This window comes from Methylobacterium sp. ap11 (genome assembly GCF_900110515.1).
Lineage (GTDB): Bacteria > Pseudomonadota > Alphaproteobacteria > Rhizobiales > Beijerinckiaceae > Methylobacterium > Methylobacterium ajmalii.
The window spans coordinates 176,505-192,250 of sequence record NZ_FOEB01000002.1; the positions used below are offsets into that span (position 1 = coordinate 176,505).

Consider the following 15,746-nt stretch of genomic DNA (forward strand, 5'->3'; position numbering starts at 1 on the left):
CTGACGTCTGCAAGAGGCATGCAAGCACGCTAAGGGATGCGAGCCGGCCCGCCTCGAACCGCTCGCATAAAGACATCTTTATATCTTGATTGCCTCCCCGCCGGGCGGCTGCTATAGGCCCCGTCGAACCGGACGACACGGGAGACGGACCAATGCCGAGCGCGCAGGACTACATCGTCAAGGACATCGCCCTGGCCGATTTCGGCCGCAAGGAGATCGCGATCGCCGAGACCGAGATGCCCGGCCTGATGGCCGTGCGCGAGGAATACGCCGCGAGCCAGCCGCTGAAGGGCGCCAAGATCGCCGGCTCGCTGCACATGACCATCCAGACCGCGGTGCTGATCGAGACGCTGAAGGCTCTCGGCGCCGACATCCGCTGGGTGTCGTGCAACATCTACTCGACCCAGGACCATGCCGCCGCCGCGATCGCCGCCGCCGGCATCCCGGTCTTCGCCATCAAGGGCGAGACCCTGGAGGATTACTGGAACTACACCGCCAAGCTGTTCGAGTGGCATGACGGCGGCATGCCGAACATGATCCTCGACGACGGCGGCGACGCCACGATGTTCGTGCATCTCGGCCTGCGCGCCGAGAACGGCGACACCGCCTTCCTCGACAAGCCGGGCTCGGAGGAGGAGGAGATCTTCTTTGCGCTCCTCAAGCGCATGCTGGCCGAGAAGCCGAAGGGCTGGTTCGCCGGCCTCGCCGACGCGATCAAGGGCGTCTCCGAGGAGACCACCACCGGCGTGCACCGCCTGTACCTGCTCGCCAACGAGGGCAAGCTCCTCTTCCCGGCGATCAACGTCAACGACGCGGTCACCAAGTCGAAGTTCGACAACCTCTACGGCTGCCGCGAGTCGCTGGTCGACGGCATCCGCCGCGGCACCGACGTGATGATGGCCGGCAAGGTCGCGATGGTGGCGGGCTTCGGCGACGTCGGCAAGGGCTCGGCCGCCTCGCTCCGCAACGCCGGCTGCCGCGTGATGGTCTCGGAGGTCGATCCGATCTGCGCGCTCCAGGCCGCGATGGAAGGCTACGAGGTCACCACCATGGAGGATGCCGCGCCGCGCGCCGACATCTTCGTGACCGCCACCGGCAACAAGGACGTCATCACCCTCGACCACATGCGGGCGATGAAGGACCGGGCCATCGTCTGCAACATCGGCCACTTCGACAACGAGATCCAGGTCGCGGGTCTCAAGAACCTGAAGTGGCAGAACATCAAGCCGCAGGTCGACGAGATCGAGTTCGCCGACGGCCACCGCATCATCCTCCTGTCGGAGGGCCGCCTGGTGAACCTCGGCAACGCCATGGGCCATCCGTCCTTCGTGATGTCGGCCTCGTTCACCAACCAGACGCTGGCCCAGATCGAGCTTTGGACCAGCCCGGGCAAGTACGAGAAGAAGGTCTATACTCTGCCCAAGGCCCTCGACGAGAAGGTCGCGGCGCTTCATCTCGAGAAGATCGGCGTCAAGCTGACCAAGCTGCGCGACGATCAGGCCGCCTATATCGGCGTGAAGACCTCCGGTCCGTTCAAGCCCGATCACTACCGCTACTGATCGGCAGCGTCGTCATCCAATGACGGGGTGGGAGCCCGGCCGCGAGGCCGGGCTCTTCTTTTTGCGTGTACGCTCGTCGTTCACGGTTGTGTGTTTTTCAACCTATCGAATGTTCTTTCTTTGTTCTGTCATCGGTGTGGCATTTCTGTGCTCTTGACGGTGCTCCGCGCCGCCATCGTCGGCCTTGCCGCAATTCACCCCTTCCGGGCCGAATCCGCGCCGCGCTAAGCTCGCGCCGAATCTATGGTGAGGGGTGCCGATTCGCGGTCGCGGACGGTCCCGGCGTTCATCAGGCGTAGCGTTGAGGTCGCAAAGGCGTGCCGGTCCGGTCGAGGACCGGCGCGCCGGTTCGCGTGGAGACGGACGGGTCATGGGGGTTGGACGAACGTCGCGGCGGCTCGGCGGCCGCGCGGGCGCCGGCATTTTGGGCGGCGCACTCGGCCTGGCGGCCGCCGCCCAGGCGGCGGAGACGGCCCCGGGGCTGCACGCGCACAACGCTGTCGGCTTCGCGGTGCTGATCGGGCTGACGATCTTCGCCACCATCCTGTCGCTGCTCTACCTGCGCGAGCGGGCCCGCTGGACCCGGCGCGAGCTCACCCTGACGACCGAACTCGCCGAGCTGCGCGGCGCCCACGACCGGGCCGACCTGCTGCTCGGCTCCGAGCCGCAGGTCGTCGTCACCTGGGATGCCCGCGGCGAGCCGCGGATCGAGGGCGACGTCGGCATCACCGCCGAGGCCGCCCGGGCCGGCTCGCCCCGCCGCGTGCTCGCCTTCGGGTCCTGGCTGGTGCCCGCCGACGCCGCCGCCCTCGACGCCGCGGTCGAGGCGCTGTGCGGGCGCGGCGAGCGCTTCCGCCGCACCGTCCACACCCTCCAGGGCCGCACCGTCGAGGCGCAGGGCCAGGCGGTCGGCGGCCAGGCGCTGCTGCGCCTGCGCGAGCTCACCGGCGAGCGGCGCGAACTGGTCGAGCTGCGCGCCACCCTGGAGGAGGCCCGCCACGGGCTGTCGGCGCTCGCCGGCCTCCTCGACGCGATTCCCCAGCCGGTCTGGCGCCGCGGCCGCGACGGCCGCCTGGCCTGGGCCAACGCCGCCTACGTCACCGCCGCGGAGGCCGGCGACGTCGACCATGCGGTGCGGGAGAGCGCCGAGCTGCTGGAGCGCTCCGCCCGCGAGGAGGCGGATCGCCGCCGCTCCCGCGGCGCCGGCAACCCGCTCCGGGTCTCGGCCGTGGTAGCGGGCGCGCGCCGCATCCTCGACGTCACCGAGGTGGCGACCGATTCCGGCACCGTCGGCATCGCGGTCGACGTCTCGGAGCTGGAGAGCGTGCGCGCCGACCTGCAGCGCCAGATGGACGCCAACGTCCGCACCCTCGACCAGCTGCCCACCGCGGTGGCGATGTTCGACGCGCGCCAGCAGCTGATCTTCCACAACGCCGCCTACCGCCAGCTCTGGGACCTCGATCCCGGCTTCCTGGAGAGCCGGCCGCTCGACGGCGAGATCCTCGACGCCCTGCGCAACGCCCGCAAGCTGCCCGAGCAGGCGGATTTCCGCAGCTGGAAGGCCGGGGTGCTCGGCGCCTACCGGGCGGCGGAAGCGCAGCAGAACTGGTGGCACCTGCCCGACGGGCGCACCCTGCGGGTCCTCGCCGACCCGAACCCGCAAGGGGGGCTGACCTACCTGTTCGAGGACGTCTCCGAGCGGGTCCACCTCGAATCGCGCTACAACGTGCTGATGCAGGTGCAGAGCGAGACGCTCGACACCCTGCGCGAGCCGGTGGCGGTGTTCGGCACCGACGGGCGTCTGAAATTCGCCAACCGGGCCTTCGCCCAGGTCTGGCGCATCACCCCGGAGATGCTGGAGGTCCAGCCCCATATCGACCAGGTGATCGCGGCCTGCCGCACCTTGAGCCCGGCCGAGGAGCCCTGGACCCAGATCCGCGAGGCGGTGACCGGCCTCGTCGATGCCCGCCACGGCCTGACCTGCCGCCTGGCGCTCGCCGACGGCACCATGCTCGACTGCGCCGCCGAGCCGCTCCCCGACGGGGCGACGCTGCTCACCCACATCGACGTGACGGCGAGCGTCAACGTCGAGCGGGCGCTGACCGACAAGAACGAGGCGCTGGAGCGCACGACGCGGCTGCGCGACGAGTTCGTGCACCACGTCTCCTACGAGCTGCGCTCGCCGCTCACCAACATCATCGGCTTCACGGAGCTCCTCGGCGACGAGACCGTCGGCGCCCTCAATCCGCGCCAGCGCGAATACGCCGACCACATCATGCGCTCCTCGGCGGCGCTCCTCGTCATCATCAACGACATCCTCGACCTCGCCTCGATCGATGCCGGCTCGATGGAGCTGACGCGCGAGCGGGTCGACGTGCAGACCACGATCGCGGCGGCGGTGCGGGGCATCGGCGACCGGCTGGCGGAGGCCGACATCGCCCTCGTCCTCGACGTGCCGGCCGACATCGGCAGCTTCGTCGCCGACGGCAAGCGCATCCGCCAGATCCTGTTCAACCTCCTGTCGAACGCCGTCGGCTTCTCGGCCCCGGGCCAGCAGGTGCGGGTCTGCGCCCGCAAGGACGGCGAGAGCCTGGTGCTGGAGGTGGCCGACCAGGGCCGCGGCATGCCGCCCGAGGTGATGGCGCGGGTCTTCGAGCGCTTCGAGAGCCACACGCTGGGCACCCGCCACCGCGGCGTCGGCCTGGGGCTCTCGATCGTGCGCTCCTTCGTGGAGCTGCATGGCGGACGCATCGACATCGCGTCGGCGCCCGGGACCGGCACCCGGGTGACCTGCACCTTCCCGGTCGGCGACGGCGAAGCCCATCTGGCGGCGGCCGAGTAGGCCGCGCGGAAGGATCGTCCCGGGCGCATCGTCGCGGTCCCCCGGGGAGGGCCGGGAAAGTTTAAGGTTCATGCGCTATCACCGGCGGGATTGGCCCCGGACGGGCCCGTGAGCGAGGATGGCGGAGTGGACCAGGAGGGCATGGCCGAGCGCACACCCTGGGAGATCGTGCTGCCGGACGAGAGCGCGACCGAGGATCTCGGCCGCTTCCTCGCCGAGATCCTGCGGCCCGGCGACCTGGTGGCGCTCTCGGGCGGGCTCGGCGGCGGCAAGACGACGCTGGCCCGGGCGATCATCCGCGACATCGTCGGGGATCCCGGGCTCGAGGTGCCGAGCCCGACCTTCACCCTCGTCCAGCCCTACGAGGGCCGGGACGGGCAGGCGGTGGTCCATGCCGACCTCTACCGCCTGCGCGGGCCCGACGAGCTGGTCGAGCTCGGCTTCGACGAGCTGACCGAGCGGGCGATCGCGCTCGTCGAGTGGCCCGACCGGCTGCCGCCGCGCCAAGGCCCGACGCTCGCCATCGACCTCTCCCTCAAGCCGGAATTCGGCGACGACGCCCGGCTCGTGCGCCTGATCGGCGGCGGGGGCCTGGGCGGCCGGCTGATGCGGGCCCGCGCGCTGCGCGTGCTCCTCGACCGCTCCGGTTGGGGCGAGGCCGAGCGCACCCACATGCAGGGAGACGCCTCGAGCCGCACCTACGAGCGCCTGACCAACCCGGACGGCGCCAAGGCGGTGCTGATGATCTCGCCGCCCAGGGCCGACGGCCCGCCGGTGCGCGACGGCAAGCCCTACAGCGCCATCGTCCACCTCGCCGAGAGCGTGCACGCCTTCGTGGCGATGGATCGCGGCCTCAGGGCGCTCGGCCTCTCGGCCCCGAAGATCCTCGGCGAGGACCTTGAGGCCGGCCTCCTGATCCTCGAGGATCTCGGCAGCGAGCCCGTCGTCGACCAGAGCGGCCCGCGGCCCGAGCGCTACGCCGAGGCGGTCAAGGTGCTGGCGCGCCTGCACGGCACCACGCTGCCGACGGTGCTGCCGGTGGCCGAGGGCCGCGACCACGAGGTGCCGCCCTACGACCGCGAGGCGCTGCTGTTCGAGGCCGAGCTGCTGCCCGAATGGTACGCGCCCTTCGTCGCCAACGCGCCGCTGGCGCCGGACGCCCGCGCGTCGTTCGTCGCCGCCTGGAGCGAGGCGCTGGAACCCCTCGAATCCGAGGCGCGGACCTGGACCCTGCGCGACTACCACTCGCCCAACCTGATCTGGCTGCCCGAGCGCGACGGGATCGAGCGCATCGGCGTGATCGACTTCCAGGACGCGGTGCTCGGCCACCCGGCCTACGACGTCGCCTCGCTGCTGCAGGATGCCCGGGTCGATGCCAGCGCCGAGTTCGAGCTGCGCCTGCTCGGCCTCTACGCCCGCGAGCGCCGGATGCGCGACGCCGAGTTCGACATGCAGGGCTTCGCCCGCGCCTACGCGGTGCTGGCGGCGCAGCGGGCGACCAAGATCCTCGGCATCTTCGCCCGCCTCGACCGGCGCGACGGCAAGCCGGGCTACCTCGCCCACCTGCCGCGCATCGAGGGCTACCTCGCCCGCAACCTCGCCCACCCGGCGCTCGCCGGCGTCCGGGCCTGGTACGCGCAGCACCTGCCGCGCCTCTGCCCGGCCGAATCCTGACCGATCACGAAGCGCCGCACCGATGACCGACACCCCGCCCCCCGCCGTGACGCGCGCCTTCGTGCTGGCCGCGGGCCTCGGCAAGCGCATGCGCCCGATCACCGCCACCACGCCCAAGCCCCTCGTCGAGGTCGCCGGCAAGTCGCTGGTCGACTACGCCCTCGACCGGATCGCCGAGGCCGGCATCCCCGAGACGGTGGTGAACGTGCACTACCTCGCCGACCTGATGGAGGCGCATCTCGTGCGCCGCCGCGGCGGCCCGGCCATCACCATCTCGGACGAGCGCGACAAGCTGCTCGAGACCGGCGGCGGGGTGAAGAAGGCGCTGCCGCTCCTCGGGACGGCGCCGTTCATGGTGCTCAACTCCGATTCGTTCTGGCTCGAAGGGCCGCAGCCGAACCTGCGCCGCCTGGTCGCCGCCTGGGACCCGGAGCGGATGGACATGCTGCTCCTCCTGGCCTCCGCCGCCACCAGCCTCGGCTATGACGGCCCGGGCGACTTCAACATGGACAAGGAGGGCCGGCTGACTCGCCGGGCCGAGCGCGAGGTCTCGCCCTTCGTCTATGCCGGCGTCGCGATCCTGAAGCCCGAGCTGTTCGCCGATACGCCGGAGGGCTCGTTCTCCCTCAACCTGCTGTTCGACCGCACGATCGCGGCGGACCGCCTGTTCGGGCTTCGCCTCGACGGGCAGTGGCTCCATGTCGGCACGCCGGAGGCCCTGCGCGAGGCCGAGGAGCGGGTGAAGGCGAGCGCGGCGCAGCCTTGAGCGGGTGGAGGAGGGCGGCCGTCCTCGGTGGAAGGCTCATCCCTCGAACGTGCAGAACGGTTCGAAAAAGAAGAGGCGCGGGTTTCTCCCTCTCCCCGCCCGCGGCAGGGCTGTCTGGGGAAAATCCCTTTCAAAATCGAGCGCGGGATCCCCTCTCCCGTGTGGGAGAGGGGTAGGGGCGATCGGAGATCGCGCGAGGGTGCTACGGTTCCCCAGAATACTGAACCGTCCCGCTGCCCGCTGCCCGCACGACGCTTCGAGTTCGATACTGAAGCGTGTCACCCTCACCCCCGGCCCCTCTCCCACATGGGAGAGGGGAGGCACACCAGTCTTTTCCCCGGACAGCCCTGCCGCCCGCGGGGAGAGGAGAGACCCCCGCGCCTTGGTCCGGCGGCCTTCCGAGGCCGCGACCCCGCCGGCCCCTCACACGGACCCCGCCATGACCCCCGGCTCCTCGATCGGCCCCCTCGACGACCTCGGCGCGGTGCTGGCGCTCAACGCCGCCCACGTCGCGGAGACCTCGCATCTCGACGAAGCGGCCCTGCGGGCGCTCCGCGACCAGGCCTTTCTCGCCGCCGCCGTGACCGGGCCCGAGGGGCTATCGGCCTTCCTGATCGCCCTCGACCAGGACGCCGCCTACGCCAGCCCCAACTTCCGCTGGTTCCGGGAGCGCTATCCCCGCTTCGTCTACGTCGACCGGATCGTCACCGCCCCGGCGGCGCGCGGCCGCGGGCTGGCGCGGGCGCTCTACCAGACCCTGTTCGCGCGGGCCGCCGCGGCCGGCCACGACCGCATCGCCTGCGAGGTCAACCGCCTGCCGCCGAACCCGGGCTCGGACGCCTTCCACGCCGCCCTCGACTTCGCGGAGGTCGGCCGCGCCGACATCCACGGCGGGGCGAAGACCGTGCGCTACCTGATGCGCGAGACCGAGCCATGAGCCGCGCCAAGAACAGCGTGAAGAGCAGCGCCAAGAGCGGCGTGAAGAGCGGCACCAAGGGCCCTCGCGAAAACACTTCCGTGAGCCGGGACGGCCACGTCTTCACCATCGCGCCGGGATTGCCCTTCCTCGACACCCTGGCCGAGGCGCTGCTGTCGGGCCGCCTCGTCGGCGACCTCGCCGGCGGGCCGTTCGGGCTCGCCGCGGTCACCCTCTACCTGCCGACCCGCCGCGCCGCCCGGGCGCTGGCGGCGATCCTGGCGCGGGAATGCGGCCCGGCCGCGCTGCTCCCCCGGATGGTGCCGCTCGGCGAGGCCGACGAGGCCGAGCTCGACCTGCTGTCGGCGCCGCCGGGCGAGCGCCGCGAAGAGATCCTGCGCCCGCCGATCCCCGCCCTGGAGCGCCGGCTGATCCTCGCCCGCCTGGTCCAGGCCTGGGCCGGCACCGTCGACCGCGGGCTCCTGCCGCTCGGCGACGAGGTGCCGTTCCGGGTGCCGTCCTCGCCGGCCGACGCGGTCGGGCTCGCCGCCGATCTCGAAGGGCTGATGGACTCGCTCACCGTCGAGGGCCTGCCCTGGGACGACATCGCGGGCGCCGTCGAGGCCGAGCATTCGCGCTACTTCTCCCTCACCCTCGATTTCGTCCGCATCGCCGCCGAGCACTGGCCGAAGATCCTGGCCGATCGCGGGGTGAGCGATCCGGTCGAGCGCGGCCGCGCCCTGGTGCTGGCGGAGGCCGCGCGCCTCGTCCGCGAGCGCCCGGCCGATCCGGTGATCGTCGCCGGCTCGACCGGCTCGGTGCCGGCCACCGCCCGGCTCATCGCCGCCATCGCCGGCCTGCCCCGCGGCGCCGTGGTGCTGCCGGGCCTCGACCGCGACCTCGACGAGGCCGGCTGGAGCGCGATCGACCCCGCCGGCGACGGCGAGGCGGCAGCCCACGCCCATCCGCAAGCGGTGCTGCACCGCCTGGTCGGCAGGGATTTCCTCGCGGTCGAGCGCGCCGAGGTCGTGCCGCTCGGCACGCCGAGCCCGGCCGCCGCGGCCCGGGCGGGCCTCCTGTCCCAGGCCCTGCGCCCCGCCGAGACGACCGATGCCTGGGCCGACCTCGACCCGGCGTTCCGCGAACGGCTGGCTCGCGACGGGACCGCCGGGATCCGGGTGGTCGAGGCCGCCGACGAGCGCGAGGAGGCTCTCGCCATCGCGGTCGCGCTGCGGGAGACGCTGGAGCGGCCGGACCGGACCGCCGCCCTGATCACCCCCGACCGGGCGCTGGCGCTGCGCGTCGCCGCGGAACTCCGGCGCTGGGGCATCGTCGCCGACGATTCGGCCGGCGAGCCGCTGGCCCGCAGCCCGGCCGGGCGGCTCGCACGCCTCGCCGCCGACGTCGCGGCGCTGGACGCCAAGCCCGAGCGGGTGCTGGCGCTCCTCGCCCATCCGCTGGTGCACCTCGGGCTGACCCGGCCCGAGGTGGAGCGCGCGGCGAGCGCGCTCGAGATCGGCGTCTTGCGCGGTCCCGCCCCGGCCAAGGGGTTCGACGGCATCGCCGACGCCCTGCGGCTCGCCCGCACCGAGGAGCGCCCGCACGATCCCCGGCCGCGCCGGCGCCTCACCTCCGAGGACTGGGAGGCGGCCGAGGCCCTGCTGCTGCGCCTCGCGGTCGCCTTCCGCGGCTTCGCCGCCGACGCGGACGATGCGCCCGACGACCTGATCGCCATCGCGCAGCGCCACCGTGCCACCTGCGACCTCCTGATGGCGGGGCCGGAGGAGGACGGGCAGGAGGGCGCAGGGGAGGAGGGGGAACCCGACGCCTCGGTGGCGGTGCTCGATGCGCTCTTCGACGACATGGAGCTGGCCGAGCCCGGCCTGCTCGCCGGCCGGTTCTCGGACTACGCCGCCTTCTTCACCGCGCTCGCCCGCGAGCGGGTGGTGTCGCGGCGCAACGCCAGCCCGCACCCGCGGCTGCGCATCCTCGGCCTGCTGGAGGCCCGGCTCCTCACCGTCGACCGGGTGGTGCTCGGCGGCCTCGACGAGGGCGTCTGGCCGCCCAAGGCCGAGACCGACGCCTTCCTCAACCGGCCGATGCGCGCCCGGGTCGGCTTGGCCCCGCCGGAGCGGCGCCTCGGCCAGACCGCGCACGACTTCGTCCAGGCCCTCGGCTGCCCGGATGCGATCGTCACCCGCGCCCACAAGCGCGAGGGTGCGCCGACGGTGCCGTCGCGCTTCCTGCAGCGCCTGCGCGCCTTCGCCGGCGAGGCGGCCTGGACCTGCCTGGTGAAGGGCGGGCAGCGCTTCCGGTCGCTCGCCGCCGCCATCGATGCCGGCATCGGCCCTGCCGACCTCCCCGTGCTGGCGCGCCCGCGCCGGCCGGCGCCCCGGCCCGACCCGGCCCTGTTTCCGCGCTCGCTCAGCGTCACCGAGATCGAGACCCTGGTGCGCGACCCCTACGGGATCTTCGCCCGCCACGTGCTCGGCCTCGACGCCCTGGAGCCGGTGGCGGTGCAGCCGGGCGCCAGCGACCGCGGCACCATCGTGCACGCGGTGCTGGGCGGCTTCGCCGAGCGGTTTCCCGAGGGCCTGCCAGCCCTCGACGAGGCCGAAGAGGTCCTGTACGCGCTCGCCGCCAACGCCTTCGCGCCGATCTCCGACGCCTATCCGGAGCTCTACGCCGAGTGGTGGCCGCGCTTCGTGCGCCTCGCCGAGGCGTTCCTGGCCTGGGAGGCCGAGCGCCGCCCGGGCATGAGGCGGGTCGCGCCCGAGGTCGGCGGGCGCTGGGCGCTCGCCATCCCGGGCGGCCACGTCCTGACCCTGCGCGCCCGCGCCGACCGGATCGAGACCCGCCGCGACGGCGGCCACACCATCATCGACTTCAAGACCGGCCAGCCGCCGAGCGCCCGCGAGGTCTTCGCCGGCTTCTCGCCCCAGCTGACGCTGGAAGCCGCGATGCTGCAGGCCGGCGCCTTCCGGGGCCTGGAGGCCGCCGCCGACACGCCCGACCTCCTCTACATCCGGGCCGGCGGCGGCAAGACGCCCCTCGATCCCGCACCCCTGAAGCCCCCGCGCGGCGACGGGCGCAGCCTGCCCGAGCTGGTCGAGGCGCATGTCGCGGGCCTACGCCAGCTCGTCGGCGCCTTCATGGCCGGCGAGGCCTCCTACCTGTCGCGGCCCTACCCGAAATACGCCAAGGCGTATTCGGATTACGACCATCTGGCGCGGGTGCGGGAATGGTCGCTGGTGGAGGGGGAGGAGTGAGGCGATCCCCGCCTCACCCCGGGTCCCGCCCCGGAAAGACCGCGAACCCGTCCGCCCGCACCTGGTCGAGGATCGCCCGGTAGGCCGGCTCGCAGGCCATGCCGGGGGCGATCCGGCCGTACTGCACCGCCTCCGGGGCGGAGCGCTCCGGCACCAGCGCGATCGGGGCGGCGGCCGGGGTGAGCTGGGCGCCGCGGCCCGAGACCAGGGTAGTGAGGATGCCGAACAGCTCGCCTCGGATCGTCGGCCGGCCCAGCACGGCGAGGCGGTACTGCCCCTGGAACTCGGTGACGAGGTAGATGTGACCCGACTGGTTCGGCACCGCGACGGTGCCGGACTGGGCGAAGGGCGCGTCGAGCCGCTCGGCCTCGCGGAAGACCAGCCGGGCGCCGCCCGCGTCCCAGGCGATCTCGGTGACGTAGGCGAAGATCGCTCCCTCCTGGCCGAAGGACGGCCGGAGCGTCAGGTAGCGCCCTTCGAGAAAGGCCACCGCCGCGCGCGTGTAGGAGCCGAACGCCTCCGGCGCCTCGCGGGGGAGCACCTCCCGGCGCGGGGCGGCCTGGCGCAGCGACAGGCCGAGCGCCTCCTCGAGGCGGATCGTCGTCGCCAGGGTGAACGGCCGGCGGCCGGACAGGGCTTTTTCCAGGGTCGAGATGCTGATGCGCGCCGCATCCGCCAGGGCGAGGCGCGACATCCGCCGCCGCGCCAGGGCCTCCCGCACCGCGTCGGCGACGGCGAGGCTCTGCCCCTCCGGCAGGGCGGCCTCGTCGGTCTCGATCGCGGTCTCGGTCGGCATGCGGTTTCGTCCCGTGGAACCCGGGCGGGCTCCGGCCGGAGACCGAGCCGATCCCGGACGGACCCGCACGAAACCGCACGGCCGCGGAACCGTCAAGGCGCGCCGCCTCATGGTCGCGATCCTCCCGGGCCGGCGCTCGGCGCCTCCTCGGCCACCGCCTCGACCACCAGCCGCTCGGGTCCCGGCACGACGGCGTCGAGGGGCCAGCAGGTGACGAGCGCCAGGCGCCGGCCCGGCGCCGCCGGATCGAGGCCGGACCGGTCGAACCGCACGATCCGGCGCCCGGTGACCCGGAAGCGGACGACCCGCCCGTCCAGCCCCCGCACCTCGACCGGATCGCCGGGGAGGAGGCGCCCGAGGCTGCGGAACTGGGTGTCGCGGTGGGCGGCGTAGACCGCGATGCCCGGCTCGCCGGCCTCCGGCGTGCCCTCGACGTGGCCCGGCCCGAAGGCGAGCGCCTGCCCGCTCGACCCGGCCAGCGCGATGTGGGCCTCGCCGAGCGTCGGGAAGGCGATGCGGGCGACCGGCGCCGTGTCGGCGGCGGGCCAGGGGCGCACGGGCGCCCCCGCCTCGATCCCGCGGGCGAAGGCGCGGGCCAGCAGCGCCTGCGCGAGCGCGGCCTTGGCGGGAATCCAGGCGCCCTGCGCCGCCAGGATCAGGCCGCCCGACGCCAGGGCGGCCGCGAGGAGCGTGCGCGCCCTCACCGGGCGGCCCGCCGGCCGCGCACGAGCAGGGCGAGGCCGAGGAGGACGGCTCCGAGCATCAGCCGCGCCTCGAAATCGGTCGCGGTCTGCGGCAGGGCGATCGACCCGGTGGCGGCGGGGGCCAGCGCGGCCTTGCGCAGGATCGGGGCGGGGGCGGGCGCCCGCGGCTGGTCGGTCCCGAACACCGCCTCGAAGTCCCAGCCCGCCGGCAGGTTGAGCGGCAGGTCGGTGCGGGCGAGGCGCGCGCCGGCCGGCCGGCGCGGCGTGGCGTCGATCGCGACGAGCGAGGTGAGCCGCGTCGTCAGGCCGTGGTCGAGGGCGAGCCGCAGGATCGCCGCGTCGGCCGCCTCCGGGGTCAGGCGGCCGGTGATCCGCGCGGTCTCGGCCTCGCCGATCCGGGCCCGGGCCCAGACCTTGCCGATGCCGGCGCCGTCCTCGGCCTGAGACAGGTCCAGCACCGTGCGCCAGGGCCGGCCGCCGATCCGGCCGGTGAGGGTGAGCGTGCCCTTGGCCTCGCGCATCCGCGCCGCGATCGTCACCGGCTCGCCGCGATAGAGGTCGGGCAGCGCGGTCGGGGTCGCCTCGGCCGGCTCCGAGAAGGTCGCGGCGAGGTCGGTGACGACCGGGCTCTCGAGCTTCGCCAGGAGCTCGCGCATCCGGTCGGCGACCTGGTCGACCGAGCCGATCAGCGTGACGGTGCCACGGCCGAGCTCGGCGGCGTGGCGCATCAGGTGCCCGTTCGGCGCCGAGCCGATGCCGACCATGAACAGCCGGGTGCGCCCGCGCGCCTCGGCGATGGCCGAGAAGATCCGGCCCTCGTCGCCGATCGCCCCGTCGGTGAGGAACACGACCTGGCGCACCCGCCCGGTCTCCTCCGGGTCGGCATCCCGCAGGGCGGCCTTGAGCGGCGCCAGCATCTCGGTCCCGCCCCGCGCCTCGAGCCCACCGACGAAGCTCTTGGCTTGCGCCAGGTGCGTCTCGTCGGCGGCGACGAGGTCGGGGAAGACCGTCTCCATCGTATCGTCGAAGCGGATCACGTTGAAGCGGTCGCCCGGGCGCAGGCGGTCGAGGCCGACGAGCAGGCTCGCCTTGGCCTGGCGGATCGAGGTGCCGCCCATCGAGCCCGAATTGTCGATGACGAAGATCACGTCCCGCGGCAGGGACGCGGCTTGGGACGCGGCTTGCGCCGCGGCGACGGGCGGGGTGACGACGGCCAGCACCGCATCGGCCCCCGCCACGCGCTCGCGGAAGAGGCCGAGGCCGGGGCTCGTGCCGGGCGCCTGCGTCCAGGTCAGCTCGAAGTCCCGGTCGGCCGCGGTGGCGCCGTCGCGCAGCGCGATGCGGCGCTCGCGCTCGGACGGGGCGTCGATCGTGATGGCGTGGGTCGCGCTCTCGACCCGGCCGAGGGAGAAGCCGGCCTTGAGGTCGATCGAGAGGGTCAGCGGGTTCACCGGCGCGTGGCGGGCGGGATCCAGCACCGGGGCGGTGATCGCGTCCCGGTCGGGCACCGGATCGGGGGCGGGGCGGCCGGTCGCGACCTCCTGCACGGCGGGCGGGGCGGGGTTGTAGCGCGGCGCGGCGACGGTCGGCAGGCGCAGGGAATAGGTGTCGCCGGAGCGGCGCACGCCCTGCTGGTACTGGATCTGGACCAGCACGGTCTCGCCGGGGCCGATATTGGCGACCGCGTTGGTGAACAGGTTCGGCCGCTGCTGCTCGACGAGCGCCGCCGCCTTGCCCTCGGCCCGGGCGGCCTCGTAGTCGCGTCGCGCCGCCCCCCGCTCGCGGATGTCGGCGACGATCACCCGGTCGCCGACGACGAGGCGCATCGCGTCCACCGCCGCGTCCTCCGGCAGGGGAAACAGGTATGTGCCCTCGACCCAGTCCGACGTGGTGTTGCGGAAGGCCTGGGTGATGGTCGCCCGCGCGGTCGGCCCGCTCACGGTGATCGCCGCGTCGGCGGCGAGAAGCGGGGCGGCGACCGGCGCGCCGCCGCCGTGGCGCAGGAGAAGGGTGCCGGCCTCCTCGGCCTTGGCCTGCAAGCCGCCGAGGAGCGCCAGCGCGGCGGCGACGAGGGGAGCGACGAGGAGGTTGCGCGGCATCGGGCGCGGGTTCGATACGGGTATCACGGGAGGCCTCCATCCTTGATCGACCGGCTCGGGGACCGGTCGATCTGGAGGCTCGCGCAGAGCCGAAAGCGTCGCCACGGGACGCTTCGCCCAGTGTCCGGCCGCACCCGGACGCGGGCGTCCGCGCCGGTGCCGGCGGGGATGGCGACCTGGCGGGGCGGTGAGGGACGGTGCGGATCCGTGCGGGGACCGACGGTGGTCCTACGCCCCTGCCGGCCCGGCCAGCGGCGCGACGGGCAGGGGCAGCGCCCGCTCCAGCAGCCCCGCCCCGAACGCCTCGCGAAAGCCCAGATGCGGCATGTGGGCGTAGCCGATATGGCAGCGGCACTGCGCCAGCGGGCAGGGCCGGGGCGTCAGGGCGGCGTCGAAGCCGGGGTCGTACAGGTTGCCGATCCGGGCCTTGACGGTGTGGCAGCGGCGGATCTCGCCGTCGCCGTCGACGCTGATCACGGTCTCGCCGGTGGCGCAGGCCAGGCCGCGGCTGCGGATGCCGGCGCGGTTGACGTCGAAGAGCGGGTCGATCGACCGGATCAGCGCGAGGTCGTCCGGGGCGTCGTAGCCCGCCCCCTCGTCCCGGTAGGCATTGACCCAGAGATAGACCTCTGGCCGCAGGTGTCGGCGCAGCTCGGCCAGCGCCGGCATGTGCTCGCGCTTGCCGACGATCCCGACGCTGTAGCGGATACCGCGGGCATCCAGGGCGGCGCAGCGGTCGAGGAAGCGGTCGAGCGGCGTCTCGCCGGGGTGGAAGGTGCACCAGAAGGCGATGCGCGCCGGGTCGCAGGCGTCGAGCCAGGCGGTCGGCCAGGACAGGTTGGTCTGCGCCGCGACCTTGCGGATATGCGCGAGCCGGCTCAGGCGCGCCATCGCGTCCCGGTAGGCGGGGCGGATCAGCGCCTCGCCCCAGGGGGTGAACAGGATGCCGAGGCTGCGCTGCGTCTGCCCCTCGGCCCAGGCGACGAAGCGGGCGAGCTGGCGCGCGTCCCGCGCCAGGGTCTCGCGGCTGTCGCGCCGCTTGGCGAAGGGGCAGTACGGGCAGGCGTAGTTGCAGCTCGAGAGCGGCCCCCGGTACAGGATGTCGAGGTGCGGGGTCATGG

At 73.7% G+C, this 15,746-nt stretch carries 10 protein-coding genes; 6 read left to right on the forward strand and 4 right to left on the reverse strand.

Features of this window, described 5'->3' with window-relative positions; all coding sequences use genetic code 11:
* The first annotated feature begins 152 nt into the window (after positions 1–152).
* From ahcY to addB, 6 genes are all read left to right on the forward strand, one after another.
* Positions 153–1,559: an adenosylhomocysteinase gene (ahcY, locus tag BMX97_RS03310; RefSeq protein WP_091745400.1), complete on the forward strand. Its 1,407-nt coding sequence runs from the start codon at positions 153–155 to the stop codon at positions 1,557–1,559.
* A gap of 370 nt (positions 1,560–1,929) precedes the next feature.
* On the forward strand, positions 1,930–4,401 hold the full coding sequence (locus BMX97_RS03315) for a sensor histidine kinase (RefSeq protein ID WP_091745403.1): 2,472 nt from the start codon (positions 1,930–1,932) through the stop codon (positions 4,399–4,401).
* 141 nt (positions 4,402–4,542) lie between these two features.
* Positions 4,543–6,075, forward strand: a complete 1,533-nt coding sequence (gene tsaE / locus BMX97_RS03320; protein ID WP_177202111.1) for a tRNA (adenosine(37)-N6)-threonylcarbamoyltransferase complex ATPase subunit type 1 TsaE — start codon at positions 4,543–4,545, stop codon at positions 6,073–6,075.
* 22 nt (positions 6,076–6,097) lie between these two features.
* On the forward strand, positions 6,098–6,841 hold the full coding sequence (locus BMX97_RS03325) for a nucleotidyltransferase family protein (RefSeq protein WP_091745406.1): 744 nt from the start codon (positions 6,098–6,100) through the stop codon (positions 6,839–6,841).
* Positions 6,842–7,280: 439 nt separating this feature from the next.
* A complete protein-coding gene (locus BMX97_RS03330; protein ID WP_091745408.1) occupies positions 7,281–7,778 on the forward strand; it encodes a GNAT family N-acetyltransferase in 498 nt (165 codons plus the stop codon).
* Positions 7,775–11,026: a double-strand break repair protein AddB gene (gene addB, locus BMX97_RS03335; RefSeq protein WP_091745410.1), complete on the forward strand. Its 3,252-nt coding sequence runs from the start codon at positions 7,775–7,777 to the stop codon at positions 11,024–11,026. Before BMX97_RS03330 ends, addB begins: the two co-directional genes overlap by 4 nt.
* A gap of 13 nt (positions 11,027–11,039) precedes the next feature.
* On the opposite strand, the gene BMX97_RS03340 is transcribed toward addB, so the two are convergent.
* From BMX97_RS03340 to BMX97_RS03355, 4 genes are all read right to left on the reverse strand, one after another.
* On the reverse strand, positions 11,040–11,822 hold the full coding sequence (locus BMX97_RS03340; RefSeq protein WP_091745412.1) for a helix-turn-helix domain-containing protein: 783 nt from the start codon (positions 11,820–11,822) through the stop codon (positions 11,040–11,042).
* Positions 11,823–11,929: 107 nt separating this feature from the next.
* A complete protein-coding gene (locus tag BMX97_RS03345) occupies positions 11,930–12,526 on the reverse strand; it encodes a class GN sortase (protein WP_091745414.1) in 597 nt (198 codons plus the stop codon).
* The gene (locus BMX97_RS03350) at positions 12,523–14,625 is read right to left on the reverse strand and encodes a marine proteobacterial sortase target protein (RefSeq protein ID WP_091745416.1); all 2,103 of its coding nucleotides are present in this window, start codon (positions 14,623–14,625) and stop codon (positions 12,523–12,525) included. The genes BMX97_RS03345 and BMX97_RS03350 overlap by 4 nt, the downstream gene beginning before the upstream one ends.
* Positions 14,626–14,853: 228 nt before the next feature.
* Positions 14,854–15,744, reverse strand: coding sequence for an STM4011 family radical SAM protein (locus BMX97_RS03355; protein ID WP_091745418.1), 891 nt, complete (start codon positions 15,742–15,744; stop codon positions 14,854–14,856).
* Positions 15,745–15,746 lie beyond the last annotated feature (2 nt).

Coding starts and splice junctions, on each gene's coding strand:
- ahcY (WP_091745400.1), top strand. CDS start 153: ATGCCGAGCGCGCAGGACTACATCGTCAAGGACATCGCCCTGGCCGAT.
- BMX97_RS03315 (WP_091745403.1), top strand. CDS start 1,930: ATGGGGGTTGGACGAACGTCGCGGCGGCTCGGCGGCCGCGCGGGCGCC.
- tsaE (WP_177202111.1), top strand. CDS start 4,543: ATGGCCGAGCGCACACCCTGGGAGATCGTGCTGCCGGACGAGAGCGCG.
- BMX97_RS03325 (WP_091745406.1), top strand. CDS start 6,098: ATGACCGACACCCCGCCCCCCGCCGTGACGCGCGCCTTCGTGCTGGCC.
- BMX97_RS03330 (WP_091745408.1), top strand. CDS start 7,281: ATGACCCCCGGCTCCTCGATCGGCCCCCTCGACGACCTCGGCGCGGTG.
- addB (WP_091745410.1), top strand. CDS start 7,775: ATGAGCCGCGCCAAGAACAGCGTGAAGAGCAGCGCCAAGAGCGGCGTG.
- BMX97_RS03340 (WP_091745412.1), bottom strand. CDS start 11,822: ATGCCGACCGAGACCGCGATCGAGACCGACGAGGCCGCCCTGCCGGAG.
- BMX97_RS03350 (WP_091745416.1), bottom strand. CDS start 14,625: ATGCCGCGCAACCTCCTCGTCGCTCCCCTCGTCGCCGCCGCGCTGGCG.
- BMX97_RS03355 (WP_091745418.1), bottom strand. CDS start 15,744: ATGACCCCGCACCTCGACATCCTGTACCGGGGGCCGCTCTCGAGCTGC.